At 40.0% G+C, this 19,158-nt stretch carries 14 protein-coding genes; 4 read left to right on the forward strand and 10 right to left on the reverse strand.

The features are described from left to right. Positions 1-14: 14 nt before the first annotated feature. A complete protein-coding gene (gene gltB / locus LXM54_RS04680; RefSeq protein ID WP_233313924.1) occupies positions 15-4,568 on the reverse strand; it encodes a glutamate synthase large subunit in 4,554 nt (1,517 codons plus the stop codon). A gap of 139 nt (positions 4,569-4,707) precedes the next feature. On the opposite strand from gltB, the gene LXM54_RS04685 reads away from it, so the two are divergent. Beyond that, positions 4,708-5,610: a LysR family transcriptional regulator gene (locus LXM54_RS04685; RefSeq protein WP_233313925.1), complete on the forward strand. Its 903-nt coding sequence runs from the start codon at positions 4,708-4,710 to the stop codon at positions 5,608-5,610. A gap of 89 nt (positions 5,611-5,699) precedes the next feature. Here the strand turns inward: LXM54_RS04685 and pepF are convergent, their stop codons facing one another. The 4 genes from pepF to LXM54_RS04705 all read right to left on the reverse strand — a co-directional run bounded on the left by pepF (position 5,700) and on the right by LXM54_RS04705 (position 10,379). Continuing rightward, the gene (gene pepF / locus LXM54_RS04690; RefSeq protein ID WP_233313926.1) at positions 5,700-7,493 is read right to left on the reverse strand and encodes an oligoendopeptidase F; all 1,794 of its coding nucleotides are present in this window, start codon (positions 7,491-7,493) and stop codon (positions 5,700-5,702) included. 198 nt (positions 7,494-7,691) lie between these two features. Then, positions 7,692-8,807: an NADH-dependent flavin oxidoreductase gene (locus LXM54_RS04695; protein ID WP_233314755.1), complete on the reverse strand. Its 1,116-nt coding sequence runs from the start codon at positions 8,805-8,807 to the stop codon at positions 7,692-7,694. Positions 8,808-9,026: 219 nt separating this feature from the next. Next, the gene (locus LXM54_RS04700) at positions 9,027-9,842 is read right to left on the reverse strand and encodes an STAS domain-containing protein (protein WP_233313927.1); all 816 of its coding nucleotides are present in this window, start codon (positions 9,840-9,842) and stop codon (positions 9,027-9,029) included. A gap of 336 nt (positions 9,843-10,178) precedes the next feature. After that, the gene (locus LXM54_RS04705; protein WP_233313928.1) at positions 10,179-10,379 is read right to left on the reverse strand and encodes an IDEAL domain-containing protein; all 201 of its coding nucleotides are present in this window, start codon (positions 10,377-10,379) and stop codon (positions 10,179-10,181) included. Positions 10,380-10,556: 177 nt separating this feature from the next. Here LXM54_RS04705 and LXM54_RS04710 point away from each other — a divergent pair, with 177 nt between their 5' ends. Together LXM54_RS04710 and LXM54_RS04715 are read left to right on the forward strand one after the other, a co-directional pair. Continuing rightward, on the forward strand, positions 10,557-11,366 hold the full coding sequence (locus LXM54_RS04710; RefSeq protein WP_233313929.1) for a Cof-type HAD-IIB family hydrolase: 810 nt from the start codon (positions 10,557-10,559) through the stop codon (positions 11,364-11,366). A 59-nt stretch (positions 11,367-11,425) separates the two neighbouring features. Further along, positions 11,426-12,283: a dimethylarginine dimethylaminohydrolase family protein gene (locus LXM54_RS04715; RefSeq protein WP_233313930.1), complete on the forward strand. Its 858-nt coding sequence runs from the start codon at positions 11,426-11,428 to the stop codon at positions 12,281-12,283. Positions 12,284-12,324: 41 nt separating this feature from the next. On the opposite strand, the gene LXM54_RS04720 is transcribed toward LXM54_RS04715, so the two are convergent. The 3 genes from LXM54_RS04720 to LXM54_RS27880 form a co-directional block, all read right to left on the reverse strand. Then, positions 12,325-13,395 carry a branched-chain amino acid aminotransferase gene (locus LXM54_RS04720; RefSeq protein ID WP_233313931.1) on the reverse strand — a complete coding sequence of 357 codons (1,071 nt, stop codon included), beginning with the start codon at positions 13,393-13,395 and terminating at the stop codon, positions 12,325-12,327. A gap of 190 nt (positions 13,396-13,585) precedes the next feature. Then, complete coding sequence (locus LXM54_RS04725) at positions 13,586-14,980, reverse strand: M20/M25/M40 family metallo-hydrolase (protein ID WP_233314756.1); 1,395 nt, start codon at positions 14,978-14,980, stop codon at positions 13,586-13,588. Between the two features lie 187 nt (positions 14,981-15,167). Then, complete coding sequence (locus tag LXM54_RS27880; protein ID WP_267913281.1) at positions 15,168-15,299, reverse strand: hypothetical protein; 132 nt, start codon at positions 15,297-15,299, stop codon at positions 15,168-15,170. Between the two features lie 416 nt (positions 15,300-15,715). Here LXM54_RS27880 and LXM54_RS04730 point away from each other — a divergent pair, with 416 nt between their 5' ends. Then, positions 15,716-16,846 (forward strand): CAP domain-containing protein, encoded by a 1,131-nt coding sequence (locus LXM54_RS04730; protein ID WP_233313932.1) that lies wholly within the window; start codon positions 15,716-15,718, stop codon positions 16,844-16,846. A 38-nt stretch (positions 16,847-16,884) separates the two neighbouring features. On the opposite strand, the gene LXM54_RS04735 is transcribed toward LXM54_RS04730, so the two are convergent. Both LXM54_RS04735 and LXM54_RS04740 read right to left on the reverse strand, forming a co-directional pair. Beyond that, positions 16,885-17,796, reverse strand: coding sequence for an AEC family transporter (locus LXM54_RS04735; RefSeq protein ID WP_233313933.1), 912 nt, complete (start codon positions 17,794-17,796; stop codon positions 16,885-16,887). A gap of 63 nt (positions 17,797-17,859) precedes the next feature. Beyond that, complete coding sequence (locus LXM54_RS04740) at positions 17,860-19,122, reverse strand: L-lactate MFS transporter (RefSeq protein WP_233313934.1); 1,263 nt, start codon at positions 19,120-19,122, stop codon at positions 17,860-17,862. Between the last annotated feature and the right edge of the window lie 36 nt (positions 19,123-19,158).

The raw sequence follows: 19,158 nt of genomic DNA on the forward strand, positions 1-19,158 counted from the left end.
TTTTCTCTCCTTTCTTACCGAACTGCTAAAGTCATCTTAGTAGTTTGCTGTTTTTTTTTGCCTTGGTTTGAGTTGCTCTCAAAAGCTTTCATTTCCGCTTCTTCTTGCGTTAATCCATGGTCAATGCCTTCTTGGATTTGGCTGATCATCCGTTTGTAATCTTTAGGGATTATTTTTACGAATTTAGCAGCATTTTTCTCCCAGCTGTTTAACACTTGCTGTGCTGAGAAGCTGTCTGTTTGTTCCGCATGTTTACTGATTAAAGTCCTTACTCTCTCCAACTCTGCCTTATCTGTCAATTCTTCAAGCAGAATCATTTCCATATTGCAAAGATCCTTAAAGCTGTCCTTGTCGCTTGGCAATACATAAGCAATTCCTCCAGACATACCTGCACCGAAGTTTTTGCCGACTTCACCAAGGATGACTACTTCCCCGCCTGTCATATATTCCAGACCATGATCACCAATACCCTCAACTACAATGCTAGCTCCGCTGTTTCGGACTGCAAAACGCTCTCCTGCTTTACCGTTAATGAAGGCTTCACCGCTAGTTGCACCATAGAATGCAACATTTCCTGCAATAACATTATCTTGAGCAGAAAACGATTCAACTGATGGAGTCTTAATGACGATTTTACCGCCGGATAAGCCTTTTCCAACATAGTCATTCACATCGCCGTTCAAGCGGATTGTCAATCCTTTTGGAATAAATGCACCTAAGCTTTGGCCTGCAGACCCTGATAAATGCAGATTGATTGTATCTTCAGGCAATCCCTGCTCTCCATACTTTTTAGAAATTTCACTGCCGACAATTGTACCGATAACACGATCTGTATTGCGTACATGGTAGTGCAGGTCAATGTTTTCGCCATTTTGAATCGCTTTTTCTACTGCAGGCAGGATTTTTCTCATATCAATGCTTTCTGCAATTTTATGGTTTTGCGGCGTTTGGAATGTTCTAATTCCATCCACTTGGTAAAGAAGCTTAGTTAAATCAAGGTCTTTTGCTTTCCAGTGGTTTTTAGCATTCTCACCGACAGTTAATACATCTGTTCTTCCAATCATCTCATCAACAGTGCGGAAGCCTAATTGTGCCATAATCTCTCTTACTTCTTCTGCGACAAAACGCATGAAGTTGACAACATGATCTGGATCTCCAGCAAATTTATAACGAAGATCTGGATTTTGTGTGGCAATCCCGACTGGACATGTGTCCAAGTGGCAAGCACGCATCATTACACATCCTAAGACGATGAGCGGTGCTGTTGCGAAGCCAAATTCTTCTGCGCCAAGCAATGCTGCCAGCACAACATCTTTACCTGTCATCAGCTTTCCGTCTGTTTCTAGGACAACTCTGCTTCTCAAACCGTTAAGCATTAATGTTTGATGTGCTTCAGCTAATCCAAGCTCCCACGGAAGACCAGTATGTTTGATACTTGTTTTTGGTGATGCACCCGTACCGCCATCATAGCCGCTAACAACAATAACATCTGCCGCACCTTTTGCCACACCTGCAGCAATCGTGCCGATTCCGCCTTTTGAAACAAGCTTCACACTGATTCGAGCATCACGGTTCGCATTTTTCAAATCGTGAATAAGCTGTGCCAAATCTTCAATAGAATAAATATCATGATGCGGCGGAGGTGAAATTAAGCCAACTCCCGGAGTAGAGCCCCTTACGTCTGCAACCCAAGGATATACTTTGTTTCCTGGCAGCTGTCCGCCTTCCCCAGGCTTTGCACCCTGCGCCATCTTGATTTGCAATTCGCGGGCATTTATTAAATAATGACTTTTTACACCAAAACGTCCTGATGCAATCTGTTTAATGGCGCTGATTCGATTGTCGCCATTCACATCAAGCTCGTAACGGGCTGGATCCTCTCCGCCTTCCCCGCTGTTTGAGCTGCCGCCTAGACGGTTCATTGCAATTGCCAATGTTTCATGCGCTTCCTTACTAAGCGATCCAAAGGACATAGCTCCTGTTTTAAACCTTTTTACAATGGATTCAACTGATTCGACTTCTTCTAGATCAATTGGATTCTGGTTAGCATTAAAGGCAAACAAATTTCTCAAGAAGTTTAATCTCTCTTCATTGGCTGCCTCTGAATATTGCTTAAATAAGCTGTAATCAGCTTTTCGGCATGCCCATTGCAATGTATGAATTGTCTTTGGATTGAACGCGTGATGTTCTCCGCCTTTTCTCCATTGGAACTCACTTCCAGAATCTAAAGTCTCATCCAGAATATTTGCATATGCTGCATCATGTCTGTCAGCAGCTTCTTTTGCAATCGTTTCTATACCTATTCCGCCTAATTGTGATACAGTTCCAGCGAAGTATTTATCGATAACCTCTTGGCCAATGCCGACTGCTTCAAAGATTTGGGCTCCGCGGTAACTTTGCACGGTAGAGATACCCATTTTGGACATTACTTTAACGACACCTTCAGTAATTACAAGATTATAGCGTGCTACAGCTTCCTCATAGGAAATGTTCAGCAATTCATCTTCAATTGTCTTCTGATAAGTCGCATACACTAAATACGGGTTGATAGCATCTGCACCAAAACCGATTAAGCTCGCGAAATGATGAACCTCTCTTGTTTCACCTGATTCTACGATGATACTAACCTTTGATCGAAGTCCTTTTTCAATTAAATGCTGGTGCAGTGCGCTGACTGCTAACAGGACAGGTATAGCTTTTTGTTCTTGATTCATTCCTCTATCCGTTACAATTAACAGGCTAACACCTTCAGCAATGGCATTTTCTGCTTGCTTCAACAGGCTTTGAAGACTCATCTCCAAGTTATCTGTGAAAGTCGCTGCAAAGCTTTGTGCTGTAAATCCGTACAGCTCATTTGCTTTCAGCTGATTGATTTCAGCATTAGAAAGGATTGGACCTTCCAACTGAATGCGGCGACAATTCTCAGCTGCCGGGTGCAGCAGGTTGCTTTCAGCTCCTAACCAAGTCAATGTTGATGTGACCACATGCTCCCTGATTGCATCAATAGGAGGATTGGTTACTTGGGCGAACAGCTGCTTGAAGTAGTTGAATAATGATTGGGACTTTTCAGACAATACAGCAAGCGGTGTGTCATTCCCCATTGAACCGATTGGATCCTTGCCTTCTGTTACAACAGGCAACAAGTTTTTTTGGATATCTTCATACGTGTATCCGAAAGCACGCTGGCGTGTCAGTAAATCTTGGAAAGACTCTGCTTCATCGTTTTCCGATTGCTCTAGCTTAACAACTTCCTCCAGCCATTCTGCATACGGCTCTTGAGATGAAATTTCGCTTTTCAGCTCATCGTCAGAAACGATTCTGCCTTCCTCTAAGTCTATTAACAGCATTTTTCCTGGGCTTAAACGGTCTTTATATAGAATGTTTTCTTCTTCTACCGGTACAACACCTACTTCGGAGGAGAACACAATATAATCATCTTTTGTCACATAATAACGAGCAGGACGTAAACCGTTTCGGTCTAATATTGCCCCGATTTGCTTACCATCTGTAAATGTGATGGCCATCGGACCATCCCATGGCTCCATCATTGCACTATGAAACTCATAAAATGCTCTTTTCTCGCCAGTCACGTGAGGGTTCTCTGTCCAAGGCTCCGGGATAAGCATCATTGCTGCATGAGCCGGCTTACGGCCTGCAAGAATGAAGAATTCCAAGGCGTTATCGAAAACAGATGAATCACTTCCATTTGCATCAAGAATTGGCAGAACCTTTTGCAGGTCATCACCGAAAGCTTCTGACACAAATTGCTGTTCTCTTGCCTTCATCCAATTGAAGTTACCGCGCAATGTGTTAATTTCTCCGTTATGGATCAAATAACGGTTTGGATGGGCTCTTTCCCAGCTTGGAAAAGTATTTGTGCTGAAACGTGAATGCACAATAGAAAATGCGGACACGAATTCTGGGTCTTGCACATCAAGATAGAACGTTTCTACTTGATCGGAAGTTAACAGCCCTTTATATACAATGGTGCTCGTAGACAGACTCGCAAAGTAAAATTCTCTTTCTTCTGCCTTGCCCCAATTTTCAGATAATTTACGGATAATATAAAGCTTGCGTTCGAAACCAAGCTTCTCTAAACCATTATTATTTTTAATAAACACTTGTCGAATTACAGGACAGCTCTTTTGAGCGACTTTTCCGATTTTTCTGACATCTGTAGGTACAGTACGCCAGCCGAGTAGCTCTTGGCCCTCAAGCTCGATATATTCATTTATCTTATTTTCGATTTCATGTCTGTTTGGATCGTCCTTTGAAAAGAAAACCATTCCGACACCATATTGTCCGCGCTCTGGCAATTCAAAATCCGTAATCTCCTTGCGGAAAAATGCATCTGGAATTTGAACCATTAATCCGGATCCATCTCCTGTCAACGGATCGCTGCCTTGACCACCGCGATGATCCAATTTACATAGCATGCTTAGTCCCTTTGAAACGATGTCGTGAGTCGCCATCCCCTTAATATGAGCAAATAACCCGATTCCACACGCATCATGTTCAAATTCAGGTCGGTATAGACCTTGTGCTTTAGCTAATTGGTTGTACGTCATTTCAACCACCCCTGTCAGATTTTCTAACACTTTTTTTTCTTCAGATAACCCAATTATACTATGCAAATTCATATATACAATATATTATTTGGATAGAAGTAATCTAATATTGAGATGAATAGGAGGATTAACCTAAAAAATGGAATTAAGACAACTGAAATATTTCATCGAAGTTGCAGAAAGAGAACATGTATCAGAAGCTGCTGAACGCCTACATGTAGCGCAATCCGCTATAAGCAGACAAATTGCTAATTTGGAAGACGAGCTAGGTGTCCCTCTATTTGAAAGAGAAGGACGAAATGTCAAATTGACATCAATTGGTAAAATATTTTTAACTCATTCCCTTGCGATTATGAAAGCAGTAGATCGTGCTAAAGAACAAATTGATGCTTATTTAGATCCAGAAAGAGGCTCCATTAAAATCGGGTTTCCGACAAGCCTTGCCAGTCATTTGCTGCCGACGATAATTTCCGCTTTTAAAGAAAGGCATCCGAACATAGCCTTTCAATTGCGACAAGGCTCATACAGTTTCTTAATCGATGCGGTAAAAAATCGAGATCTGGATTTAGCGTTATTAGGCCCTGTACCGACAGATGATTTTGATTTAAAAGGGAATATATTATTTACAGAAAAAATCTTTGCCCTTCTCCCAAGCAATCATCCGTTGTCCGAAAGACGTACACTTCGGCTAAGGGATTTACGAAATGAATCATTTGTATTGTTTCCGAAAGGTTATATTTTGCAAAAAATAGCTTATGATGCTTGTAAACAAGAAGGTTTTTTGCCGAATATAAGTTCTGAGGGAGAGGATTTAGATGCTATTAAAGGGTTAGTTTCAGCTGGAATGGGAGTGACATTGCTTCCTGAAAGCACCTTTTATGATAATGTTCCAAAATTCACAGCAAGGGTGCCAATTGAGAATCCTGCAATCAGCCGTACGGTCGGTATTATCATTCCCAAAAACCGAGAGCTGCCGCCGTCTGTACAAACTTTCTATCATTACGTGATTGAGTTTTTCTCCATTCTAGAAAAATACCAATAAAAATTTTATGCAAAATAATTAATTTTTATGCAACTTGTTCCTAACGCTTCAAGAAAGCCGTATACAAAGTATACGGCTTTAACCAATTTTTAACCCTTTTTTGTCATCTCTTCTACAAGAGAGTGGAAAATAGACATTGCATGTTCTATTGGTTCTGGAGTAGTTAAGTCAACACCTGTTTTTTTCAGCAATTCTAATGGGAAATCTGAGCTGCCGCTCTTTAAGAATTCTAAATAGCTATCCAAGTCTTCCTGTTTGCCTTCCAAAAGCTTATCAGCAATTGTAATAGCAGAAGCAAAGCCTGTTGCATACTTATAAACATAGAACGGACGATAAAAATGCGGAATTCTTGACCACCCGTGCTTCACTTCATCATCAAGGACTAGCTCGCTGCCATTGTAAGCTTTAAAAAGAGTCTCATAAGTCTCATTGAAAAAATCAAGTGTTAGCGGTTCTCCCTTTTCTGCTTTCTCATGTACCTCTTTTTCGAACTCGCTAAACATTACTTGCGTGAAGAAAGTCCCTTTAAAGCTATCGATAAAGTGGTTCAATAAATGCTCCCGTTTTTTCGGATCTGTTTCTGTTTTTAACAGATACCGAATCAGCAAGACTTCATTTACTGTTGATGCAACTTCAGCTACAAAGATGCTGTATCCTGCACTGATTGCCGGCTGATGCTTATTGCTGAGATAAGAATGCATCCCATGGCCGCACTCATGCGCCAATGTAAAAAGACTGTCAAGGTCATCTCGGTGATTCAACAGGATGAATGGGTGTACCCCGTATACTCCTAGATTATAAGCTCCCGACCTTTTCCCCGGTGTCTCTCTCACATCAAAATAACGTTTTTCCTTAAAGCTTTTCAAAACATCAATATACTCAGACCCAAGCGGCTCTAAGCTTTTCAGCATAATATCATAGGCTTCATCAAATGAGATTTCCTGCTTCGCTGCCTCGCCTGCAAGGGGAACACTTAAGTCATATGCATGCAGCTCATCGACACCTAATTTTTGCTTGCGGTATTGCATATATTCATCCATATATTTTAAATTATTTCTAGTTGATTCTATCAGGTTCTCGTAAACTTCCTTTGGAACCCGATCACCAAACAAACTTTTTTCAAGGGCTGAAGGATAATTGCGCAGTTTGGATGTTTTAACATTATTTTTGACTGCAGATGAAAAAGTTGCTGCAATTGTATTCTTGAGTCCGAGATAAGGTTGATAGTATGCCTTGTAGGCCTCGATTCTTTTTTCTCTATCATCGCTTTCCATCAGCTTTGAATACATACCTCTTGTCAGCTCTACTTTGTTTCCGTTCTCATCTGTCACATCCCCAAACTTAATATCTGCATTATTAATCATCCCGAACACTTGGCTTGGAACAGACAGGGACTCCCCTAATTCTGATAAGATTTCTTCCTTTTCTTTGCTTAAAACATGCTTTTTATAGGCAAACGACTCCAGCAAATCCTTTTCAAAATATTTCAAGCCTTCTTCTTGCGCAATATATGCTTTTAATTGGCTCTCTTCCAGGCTTAAAAGATACGGCATAAAAAACGAGCTTGCGCTGCTCCATTTTTGTCCTGCACTTCTCGCTTGGTCTACAAGGCTTTGAGCGCTGTTATTTCTGGTATCTGTATCAAGCAGCAGCATGCCGTAAGCGAAAACCTTCCTATATATGTAACCGATTTCTTCAGATAGCTTTAGATAGGCAAGCAAGCTTTTGGCATCGTTTATATTATCATTGTAGGTAGCAATCTCGCCAACCTTTTCACTGACTATGTCCAAATCTGCTTTCCAAGCTTGCTCTGTTTCGTACAGATCACTAAGATTCCATTTCTCTATGTCTTTTACTTCATTTCTGTCTTTATAAGAAATCATCTGCAGCCTCCTCATTTGATTAAGTTTATTCCATCATAATGGATAGCATTTACTCCTGTCCAAAAATTAACACTATTGTTTTAGCAGAAAAATTTTCTGCTTTAGATGATTAGTTTATGCAGGAAACTAATTTGTCATGAATCTTTTGCGCTGTTAAAGAAAAGCCCCCGGAGATAATCGCCGGGGGGCAAGAATTGCTTATACTCCTGGGAACCAGCCAGGAGAGTTGATAATTGCATTCCAAAGCGGATCTGGCACTACCAGTTCCTTCTGCTTGCTTTTATCTAATACAGAAACAATTTCACTTTCTCTGCCTTCCTCGATTTTTTGAACAAAATCAGGATCGATAATGAGCTCACGGCCAATAGCTAAAAGATCAATATCTGTTTCAAAGGCTTTTTTTGCATCATCTGCTGTATACACGCTGCCGACACCAATCACTGGCACACGTCCATTGACACGCTCGATAATCCATTCAATTCTGGATTTGCTATCATCAGCGCCACGTCTTGGTGCTGACCAGAACTCTTGTAAGGAAGCATGCAAATAATCTAGGTTTTTGTCTGCAAGTGCATCAATCAAGGCAAATGTTTCCTCCATCGTTAAACCTGGAGTTTCCGGTTCTTCTGGAGAGAAACGATAACCAACAATAAATGGCTCTGTTGCTTTTTCTGCTTCTTTTTTCACAGCATCAACAACAGCAAGCGGGAATGCCATTCTATTCTCTAGAGTACCGCCCCATTTGTCGTTGCGTCTATTTGTGTGCGGTGAATAAAACTGCTGAAGCAAATATCCGTTTGCGCCATGGATTTCAACACCATCAAACCCTGCTTCCACAGCACGTCTTGTTGTTTCACCGAATGCTGTGATAATTTCAAGAATCTCTTCTTCTTTTAAAGGTCTAGGAGCTGGATTATTGTCTTGTGCAACATCGCTGGCACTTACAAGCTCACCATTAGGCACTAGGTTTGGAGGACAAGATCTGCCGCCATGGAAGATTTGCAGAATTGCTTTCGCCCCTTCTTTTTTTATTGCAGATGCAAGTTCTCTTAAAGACGGAATGAATTCATCAGAATATGCAGCAAATTCTCCCGGGAAGCCTTTGCCGTTTTCTGTTACATATGTACATGCAGTAATAACCATGCTGACACCTTTAGAACGTCTAGCATAATAGTCAACCTCAGCTTTGGTAACTGTGCCGTCCTCGTTTGATGAGAAATTAGTCATTGGCGCCATTACTAAACGATTTCTCAGTTCCAGCTTATTTGCCAAGTTCAATGGTTGGAAAAGCTTTTCGGATTGATTGCTCAAAATTAACACTCCTTTTAAATTATATTTACATAATGTTTCTTGATTAAATGAACTTCTGCTTCACTCCTGTAGTATGCCTTTATCAGGGTGAATTATTGAAGTAATGTCATCTTAATATTCTCGCACTTAAATAGTCAAACGATTGAACTCGGCCAAAAACAAAAAAGCACCCTTGGTGTTACCAAGCGGTGCTGTACTTATATAAAAATAACTTTAAATCGGTTACTTCAAAGACTCCAGTGCCTGCTTAAGATTAGCATAAACCTTGATTGCCGCCATATTTAATCTTGTTTCCACAACTGTTTGAGCAAGCTGCGGGCGCAAGCCGGTTACAATGACCTTGATGCCAAGGAGCTGAAGCACCTCGCCTAATTGGTACAGATAAGAAGCGATTTCCGAATCTATATTTTTAATGCCAGAGTAATCTGTAATAAGATATTCAAGCTGAAGCCCAGCTATATAGGGGACAACTTTTTCCATTATATACGAAGCTCTGTAGGCATCGATTAAGCCAACAAGCGGCAGAACAGCTACACCTTCTTTTACAAGCACAACTGGAGCAGACAGCTCCGCCAATTCCTGCTGGGCTTTCTTTCGGTAACTTTCTGATAAACATTCATAAGTGGAGACTGTTTCACTTAAGCTAGTGTCGAGTATATCGTCAACCATTTTTATTAAAAAAGCATTCTCACTAAGAGCTAGTCCAAACTTAATGCTTAACTCTGTCAGCAGCTCATTAAAAATCTTCCTTGTCGGCTGGTAGCGGATAACGATTTCTGAAATTCTTCCTCCTGCGTTCAATTGCTGTTCAGCATTGTGCTTACTCCAAGCAATTAAATCCGCTGGCACTCCTGACACACCTGTATTAAGTGACTTGCCTAAAAACCCTAAAAACTCTTTGTACATGAGAAATGCATTATTTCTCTCGTCATCAGGGATGCTTAAATCTAAACTGCTGAGAACTCCCTCTACTATTCTATGAGCAAGGACTTCTGTATTTTCCTCTATGTACTCAGCCACTTTACACATTGTTGTCATATATCATTCCCACCCTTTACCCCAATAGTATAACTAGATTATAACGCAAAAAAGGGCGGTTTTGGGAGAAATATTCCGTCTTTATTGCAGCTAATTTGACTATAAAAAAATAATAGCTTGCAACAAATTAATAGATATGGTATATTTATTTCTGCGATGAGCTCTATTGAATAAGTCAATAAACGCTAATGTGCTATGTGGAGCACAGTTTATTGCCTCAATAACGTAAGGACACCATTTTTGGTGTCCTTTTTCATTTTTTTCAAACGAACAACAAAAAGCATGAAGATTTGCATCTCCATGCTTTGATATATAACGACTATTATTAAAAACTATTTAGGAGATCAACTTGTTTAGTTCTTCTGTTAAACGAAGAAACTCAGGCTTATCACCAGCGATTAATGTTGCATCAATCTGCTTTTTTAGACTCTGTTTCTTGAAATTATAAAGGGCTTTCTCCAAGACCATTTCAGCTAATAAAGAATCAACTACATTTCCTTCAGACTGTTGTGGTGCATTTAATAAATACTTTTCCATTTGAATCAACCCCTTTGCTTTTTTATATTATAGCAACAATTTTCTGATAATTCAAATACTTTTTCGAGGTAATTTCTCCCTTTTTCTAATTAGAAAAAAATCTCCCTTTCCGCTATAATCTCAACTGATATTCATGTATTCTTAAGATGTAGAATAAATTTTTTTAAGGAGATACAAATGAAATATAAAATGATTGTACTAGACATGGATGACACATTGCTTCAGGATGACCATACAGTCTCAGAAGCGACAAAGGCAGCATTGATTAAAGCACAGGAACAAGGGGTTAAGGTAGTTCTTGCTTCAGGCAGACCTACGTTTGCGATGTGGGATACTGCAAGAGAACTACATCTGTCTGATTATGGCAGCTATATCCTTTCATTTAACGGCGCGAAAATCACCAATTGCCGAACGAATGAAGAGATTTTCAGCAGTACGCTTTTACCAGAGGTTGTACACCAGCTGTTTGAATTGAGTAAAAGAGAAAAGGTTTGGCTTCATACATATGTTGGCGATACTATTGTGACAGAAGAAAACAATCCATTTACGGAGATTGAAGCACAAATAACTGGGCTGCCAATCAAAGCTGTGCCTAACTTTGTTGATTACATAAAAGACCCTGTTGTAAAGGTATTAATGGTTAAAGAAGAGGATATTCTGAAAAATGTGGAGAAAGTATTACAGACAGAACTTTCAGAGCAACTGAGTGTTATGCGCTCCAAACCTTTTTTCCTTGAATTCACGGAGAAAGGTGTTACTAAAGGCACAAGCCTATCATTATTGATTGATCGCCTTGGCATCACAAGAGAAGAAGTTATCGCAATGGGAGACAGCTATAATGATGCCGCAATGATTGAATTTGCAGGTCTTGGCATTGCAATGGGCAACGCTCCTGACGACATTAAGCTAATAGCCGATTATGTAACAGATACAAACAATAATGACGGAGTTGCCAAAGCGGTCGAAAAATTTATTTTAAACGCTTAAAAGCTTATTTTGTCAGCTTGTGAATGGATTGCCCAAAACTTAAAAAATGGAGGATTAATATGAAGAATGATCAATTGTTGATTGGGAGCCACAGCGAATATGCCCCATTAAAAAAAGTGATTTTAACATCTCCATTATATATGACTATTAAAGAACCAATAAATGCGATCCAAAAGCAGTATATGAAAGAAAATATTGATACAGAATTAGCTGTTAAACAGCATCAAGGCTTTGTTGAAGCTTTGAAAGCTGAAGGCATTGAAGTTGTGCTCCTTCCTGCTGAGAAGCAATTCCCTGAACAGGTATTTACTAGGGATATCGGCTTTACACTTGGTGATCAAATGTTCGTTGCGAAAATGGGGCATGATGTCCGTAAAGGAGAAGAGCATGTTCTGTTAAACTGGCTGAACGAGCAGGAAATTTCTTTTACGAAATTAAACAGTGACAAGATTGAAGGCGGTGATGTGCTGATTGACGGCTCGACCATTTATGTCGGTGTCAGCAATCGCACAAATGAACAAGCCATTAATCATCTTCAAAGCTTGCTGCCTAACTATGAAGTGATTGCTGTTCCATTCACAGACAGCTTTTTACATCTTGATTGTGTATTCAATATTCTTTCGCCGCATGATGCGCTGATTTATCCTGGGGAAATTGATAAAGATAAATTGGAATTGTTAAAGAAGCGGTATTCTCTCATTGAGGTGACAAAGGAAGAGCAAGCAACACTCGGAACAAATGTACTATCTATCGGTCATAAAAAAGTCATCAGTCTTCCCATTAATAAAGGTGTAAATAGTGAGCTGCGCAAACGCGGTTTTACAGTGATAGAGGTTGATATAACGGAAATCATTAAGTCAGGCGGAGCCTTCCGCTGCTGCACACTTCCTTTGTACAGGGAAACACAGACAACATAATTAAAAGAGCCGCTGCCATGATTGACAGCGGCTCTTTTATTTTATACTTCGACTGTCCAGCCAAACGGATCTTCTGCTCTTCCGTTTTGGATGTCTGTCAATGTATCATAGACTTTTTTCGCAAGCTCGCCAGTTTCTCCGTTATTAAGAGTAATGGATGTTTCATTCCATAAGAACTCACCAATTGGAGAAATAACCGCTGCTGTTCCTGTACCGAATGCTTCTTTCAACTCACCATTTTTATGAGCTTCAAAAATCTCTTCAACAGAAATTCTGCGTTCAACTACAGGGATGTCCCAATGTTTAAGAAGATCCATGACGCTTCTTCTTGTCACACCTTCAAGGATGCTTCCGTTTAATGCTGGTGTAATAACTTCATCACCAATCTTGAAGAATACGTTCATCGCGCCTACTTCTTCTACATATTTCTTTTCGACTCCATCAAGCCATAAAACTTGAGAATAGCCTTTTTGTGTAGCGATTTGCTGCGCTTTTAAGCTTGCTGCGTAGTTACCAGCTGTTTTTGCAGAGCCAGTTCCGCCAGCAACGGCACGGACATACTCATTTTCAACAAAGATTTTTACAGGTTTAACACCTTCTTTGTAGTATGAACCAACCGGTGACAAGATGATCATGAATTTATAGCTGATAGAAGCCGCAACACCTAAAAATGGTTGTGTAGAAATAACGAAAGGACGGATATACAGGGAAGTTCCTTCTCCTGATGGAATCCAATCTTTATCAATATTAATCAGCTGCTTTAAAGCATCAAGAGCGAAATCCTCATCAATTTCTGGAATGCAAAGACGCTCATTTGATTTGTTCAGACGTTCCATATTTTTTTCCGGTCTGAAAAGCAATACTTTTTCTTCTTTTGTCAAATATGCTTTCATACCTTCAAAAACTGCTTGCCCGTAGTGGAAAATAACTGAAGCAGGATCTAACGTGATTGGCTGATATGGTAGAATTTGAGCATTATGCCAGCCGTTCTCTACTGTATAGTCCATCATGAACATATGATCCGTAAATACTTTACCGAATTCCAATTTAGACGGATCTGGCTTCGGTTTCTTTTCTGCAGCTAATGTTACTGTGATTGTTTGTTCACTCACGTTGAAAAACTCCTTCATATGTAAATTATTATTTCTATCTATTATAACGTAACTTTTCTGGAGGAAAAGAGGAATATATATTTTTTTAAAAACTTTTTTTGCTTAACCATCTTATTGTTATAGCACAAATAAAAAGAAATACGCGCCACAAAATGGACTGGCGCTATATTTCTTTCCAAAAAATATTTGCTTACAGTTCTATTTTCTCTTGCTTTAGTGCTGCCGGAAAACCTTTAAGCATATGGGCCATATAAACAATTCCTTGTTCATAATCTGATGTGCGGATGCTCTCATTCGGTGCGTGAGCCTTGCTGCCGACCCAGCCAACTCCTGTGCTGACAATCGGCAAATTCAAAATTCTGCCAAAATCAAACATCGGTCCTGTTCCTGCCGAGTTTGGTGCGAGCACAACATCACTATTGTAAACCTCTTTAGCTGACTGCTGTACATGACTGATAAACGGATGACTGAAATCCGAGCGGTACGCTTTCTGACCGTTAATCAACTTTACAGACACATCATCGAAACCATGCTTTTTCAAATGATTCACAACACATTCAAAAATATGGTTCGGATCTTGACCAGGCACAAGGCGGCAATCCAGCTTCATTTTTGCGCTTTTTGGCAGAACTGTTTTTGCTCCTTCCCCTGTATAGCCGCTTTCGATCCCGCAAATTGTCATTGTCGGTTCAAAAACCATTGCATAACGAGGGTCCTTTCCTAAAGCCTCTGTTATTAAAGGCCTTTTTAACCCATACAGCTCCTGAACGGCTTCTTCATTGAACGGCAATGACTGAACGACCTCCTCCTCTGCAGGAGTTGGTGGTGTTATTCCATCATAAAAACCTTCGACAATAATTTCATTGTGTTCATTGCGCATAGAGGCTAAGGCATGAACAAGTCTCCACGCTGCATTGTCGACATACGCTCCTACCGAGGAGTGCATATCGATGTCAGCACCTACTGCTGTTAGCTCCATATAAGCCATCCCTTTAATGCCTGCTACCATGCTGATCCGCTCTTGTTCATCCTTTCCGCCAAATTCCCAAATGCAGGCATCAGCTTGAAACAATTCAGCATACTTTTCTAAATAAGGAGTCAAGTTAGGGCTTCCTATCTCTTCTTCTCCTTCAATAAGGAACTTAATATTACAGGGAAGACCGCCTTCTGTTTCCTGTAGCACTTTAATGGCTGTAAGTCTCGCGATTGTGTCCCCTTTATTATCAGAAACTCCCCTTGCAAACAGTTTTCCGTCGCGCACGGTAGGTACAAACGGTTCAGTCACCCATTCATCAAGAGGATCGGCAGGCTGCACATCATAATGGTTATAATAAAGAAGCGTACTAGTCGAATCCCCCTTCTCTCCTGCTGGGAAAAATCCATAAACAACTGGGTTTCCACCAAGATCATCTAGCACCTGAACGTCACCTCCGAAATCCTTTATCACACCAGAAATATACTCCACTGTTTCTGGAATGAACTTGTTTTGCGCAGATACTGTTTCTAACTGTAAATATTGTTCTAAAATAGCAAAGGATTGTTCTAAATTTTCCTTTGTCTTCGTTTCAATTGCTTGTAAATCCATTTTTTCCATATTGCCAGCTCCTTTATATTTAGATACTCTATTGTTTCGCCAACCGAAGAAAAAAACCTGCTATTTTTCAAAATATTTTATAAATTAAAAAAATAATTTTAGTCACAAAAAAAATCTAAATCAGTTCGGAAAAGAAAGATCGTCTTTTCAAAAGTGATTTAGACTTTATTAGATAAGTTTAATTCCAGTTTTTCGTATCTTCGAGCAGATCATCAATCTCAATAGTTTTGATGTTCCATTCACTGACACAGCTAGCCAGATCCAGCGTGTCTTGCAGAAGCTGGTCTATATCGGCTCTAATTAATTGCATTTTGTAGCCTCCTTTAGTGCCTAATCATGCTTAGTAATGCCCCCTTGAAACAATTCTTAAACGACTATTTCTCTAGTTATTACATTGCTGCATTACAAGTATGTAGCACTTTATAGCTTGGAAACTATATCCATGCTGTTGTTTTACATGCTCATTATAGCATGTTTTTATCAATTAGCCCATTACGCCCAAATTACATGAACATTACAGCCTGTAATACTGTCTTTCGCCAATAGATTAGCAAGTTTTTCCTCTTACTCAAAAGATGTTTCACTTATTGGAAGATGGTATACTTGAAACTATATATTCCCTTCAAACGTCTGTCTATATTCGTTAATTTCTAGCAAAAATTAATCATTTGCTTATGTTTTTTCCTGATTCAGGCAATCATGGAGAGGAAATGGAGGGATTTAATTTTGAGAAGGCTTATAAAACTGGCGTTGCTCATTTTAATTGTCTACGTCGGAGTGCAATATATACAGCATAAATTTGGCACGGAAACGATACCGAATGCGATTGATTATGCAAAAGCCGAAGTGAACGAGCAGGAAGCTGCTAATTTTATTGAAAAATTTATTGAGCAAAGTAAACAGATTTTCCAAGATACACAAGATATCCTCCCAGACTGGGATACTGGTGCGGAAACAGAACAGACGAAGCAGGCAGAAAAACCGGAATTAGAGACACCAGCTCATCAGACCTTTTCCATTTATAATATTCAAATGGGTGATTCGGAGGAAGCAGTTGAGCAGGAATTAGGTAAACCGCAGCGTACATCTATGAATGAGTACGGCATATCATGGAATACGTACCACGAAAACTATCAAAATTTTGTTATGGTAGGATTTGATTCCAATAAAAAGGTAGCAGCGCTGTATACAAATCAAGATTTGATTTCCTCTACAAACGGAGTGAAAAAAGGCAGCAGTAAAGACAGTGTCTTGAAGACGTTAGGAAATCCCCTCGATGAACTGACAAAAGGCTTTGTCCGTTATAAATTTCCAGAAGACAGAGATTATGAAGTTTTTGAGATGGACGGCAGTTATGTCACCGTATTTTTTGATAAGCATGAAAACAATACAGTAACGGCAATGCAGATTGTGACAACTGAGCTTGAAGAGGACAGAAGTGATTTCTATACAGACGGAAGCGCCCAACTGGAAGAGGGCTTTGAATTCCAGCTGTTTGATTTAACGAACGCCAGCAGGGTTAACAACGGTCTTGGCGTATTGACATGGGAAGATAATGTAAAGGTAACCGCAAGGAAGCACAGTGAGGATATGGCGAAAAACGACTATTTCGACCATACAAACCTCGATGGTGAGTCCCCATTTGACCGGATGCTCTCTGACGGCATTAAGTATACAATGGCTGGTGAAAATCTTGCTTACGGGCAATACAGCAGTATTTTTGCACATGAAGGTTTAATGAACTCTTTAGGACATCGGGAGAATATTCTGCAGGAAGGCTTTACTTACCTAGGTGTCGGTGTTGCTTTCAATGAAAAATCACAGCCGTATTATACGGAAAACTTTATTACAAAATAAAAACAAGGCTATCCTGCAAAAGGAATAGCCTTGTTTGTTTACACAATCATATTTCCTATTACCCATAACAAGACAAAGCTGATAAGGATAGACAGGTTTGCTGCTGTGCCGACAAATCTCTGATTATACTTAAACTCTACACTGTAAGGTAATACAGAGGAGGCCATCGGCAGAATAAGTCCAATCAGGACTGTATAGCGGAACATATCATCGACTGGCAGAAGGAAGAACCCTAATGTTCCAACAAGTAAACCTACACCATAGCGCAACCCCAATACCCTTCCAATGCCCTTCCAGTGGCTTTTTTTAAATGAAAAATTCAAATAGATTCCTAGAAGCAGTAAAGACAGAGGCATATTAGCCTGAGAGATGACAGAACTGATGTCTATAACAGCAGTCGGCAGTGGCAAGCCGGTAATATTAATGATAAATATGACCACATATGTCATTAACGGGATTGATTTGCCCATTTTGCCGGCAACATGCTTGAAGTTCAGCACAACGCCTTCCTTTGCATAATAGCTTCCAATTAAATAACTGACTCCAAATGTAATAATAGCATTACCAATATCGAACATGCCGAAATACTTTAATCCTGCTTCTCCCCAGATACCTTGAACTAAAGGATAAGCAAACAAGCCGATGTTAAACCCAGGGATCAGCATGCCAAGCATCCCTTTATCTCTCCGCTCTTCCTTCCTGAATAAAAACAAGCCTAATATTGCGACAATGATACCATATACAAAGCCTAGGACCATCAGCATCATCAGGGAGGAATCGATTGTTATACGATGAAATGTTACGATGATTAAACTTGGCAACGTAACATTAAAAATAAGGCGTGCCATCGCTTCCCCGTCTTTTTCCTTGAGAATCTGCCACTTCTTCAAACAATAGCCTAGGGCAATTATAATGAAGGAAATGATAAACTGATTATTAAAGTTTTCCATATTGCTAATCTCCAATCATAAGAGGAAAACTCAAAAAAAGGTCAGGGGTTTACCCCCAACCTATTAAATGCTGTTGCCTCCACTAATTTCTTTATTCATCAACTTAATCTTTTTAATATCCAAACGGATTAATAAGGAAATTGTCAGTGAAACGATGAACATACAGGAAAAGACAATCAACGTCTCCTGATAGCTTCCTGTCGTGTCTCTGATCCATGAGACAAACCTAGGACCAGCAATACCTGCTGCAGACCACGCTGTCAGTATATAGCCATGAATGGCACCAAGCTGTTTCGTTCCGAACATATCTCCAATATACGCAGGGATCGATGCAAATCCTCCCCCGTAACAAGACATTATGATACATACTATTATAGAGAAAGTAATAGCGTCTTGTAAATGAGGCAATACAAAAAAGGCAGCAATTTGAATCGCAAAAAACAATGTGTATACATTAGGACGACCAATATAATCGGAAACAGATGCCCATGCAATTCTTCCTAATCCGTTAAATACACCCATAATACCGACTAATACAGCGGCTTCTGTAACGGACATTCCAGCAAGCTCTTGTCCCATTGGAGATGCAACAGCCAATATGGCAATTCCACACGTAATATTAATGAAAAGCATTGTCCATAAAGCCCAGAATCTTTTTGTTTTTATTGCTTCATTCGCTGTCGATTGAGCTAAATCAGCTTTCGGAGCAGCAGTCCCTGTCTCCAATGCCTTCTTGTAGCCAGCAGGTACATAGCCTTTTGGAGGCGGAGCCAAATATTGAGCTGAAGCTAGTATTATTATAAAATAGATGATTGCCAAAATATAAAATGTAGAAGGTATACCAACAGAGCTAATCAACTTATTCATAATCGGACTGCTGATCATGGAAGCAAAGCCGAACCCCATTATAGCCAGCCCTGTTGCCAGCCCTCGTTTATCAGGGAACCATTTCACCAATGTTGATACTGGCGTAATATAGCCTACTCCAAGACCAATTCCGCCAAATACTCCATAAGTGATATACAAAAGGGGCAAGGATTCAATACTTACCGCAAACCCTGACCCTGCCATTCCTAATCCAAATAGAGCGGCGCAGAGTGTTCCAGCAGCACGGGGACCGAATTTCTCCACGAAATGTCCTAAAAAGGCTGCAGAGAGACCTAAAAATAATATAGCGATACTGAATGTCCAGGAAATGCTTGTTAAACTCCAATTGTACGTTTCTTCCAATGGTTTTGTAAAAACACTCCACGCATAAACAGAGCCAATAGAAATATGAATGCCAACTGCTGAAAGGGCAATTAACCAGCGATTTTTTGTTTTCATAACAGTCTCCCTTGCTTCTTAGTCTAGTTTTTCTGG

This window comes from Bacillus sp. Au-Bac7 (genome assembly GCF_021341655.1).
Classification (GTDB): Bacteria; Bacillota; Bacilli; order Bacillales; family Cytobacillaceae; genus Niallia.

Bases quoted from the DNA above. Each gene is read 5' to 3' on its own strand.
- LXM54_RS04710 (WP_233313929.1), top strand. From the start codon at position 10,557: ATGAAATATAAAATGATTGTACTAGACATGGATGACACATTGCTTCAG.
- LXM54_RS04715 (WP_233313930.1), top strand. From the start codon at position 11,426: ATGAAGAATGATCAATTGTTGATTGGGAGCCACAGCGAATATGCCCCA.
- gltB (WP_233313924.1), bottom strand. From the start codon at position 4,568: ATGACGTACAACCAATTAGCTAAAGCACAAGGTCTATACCGACCTGAA.
- LXM54_RS04740 (WP_233313934.1), bottom strand. From the start codon at position 19,122: ATGAAAACAAAAAATCGCTGGTTAATTGCCCTTTCAGCAGTTGGCATT.
- pepF (WP_233313926.1), bottom strand. From the start codon at position 7,493: ATGATTTCTTATAAAGACAGAAATGAAGTAAAAGACATAGAGAAATGG.
- LXM54_RS04705 (WP_233313928.1), bottom strand. From the start codon at position 10,379: ATGGAAAAGTATTTATTAAATGCACCACAACAGTCTGAAGGAAATGTA.
- LXM54_RS04735 (WP_233313933.1), bottom strand. From the start codon at position 17,796: ATGGAAAACTTTAATAATCAGTTTATCATTTCCTTCATTATAATTGCC.
- LXM54_RS04685 (WP_233313925.1), top strand. From the start codon at position 4,708: ATGGAATTAAGACAACTGAAATATTTCATCGAAGTTGCAGAAAGAGAA.
- LXM54_RS04700 (WP_233313927.1), bottom strand. From the start codon at position 9,842: ATGACAACAATGTGTAAAGTGGCTGAGTACATAGAGGAAAATACAGAA.
- LXM54_RS04725 (WP_233314756.1), bottom strand. From the start codon at position 14,980: ATGGATTTACAAGCAATTGAAACGAAGACAAAGGAAAATTTAGAACAA.
- LXM54_RS27880 (WP_267913281.1), bottom strand. From the start codon at position 15,299: ATGCAATTAATTAGAGCCGATATAGACCAGCTTCTGCAAGACACGCTG.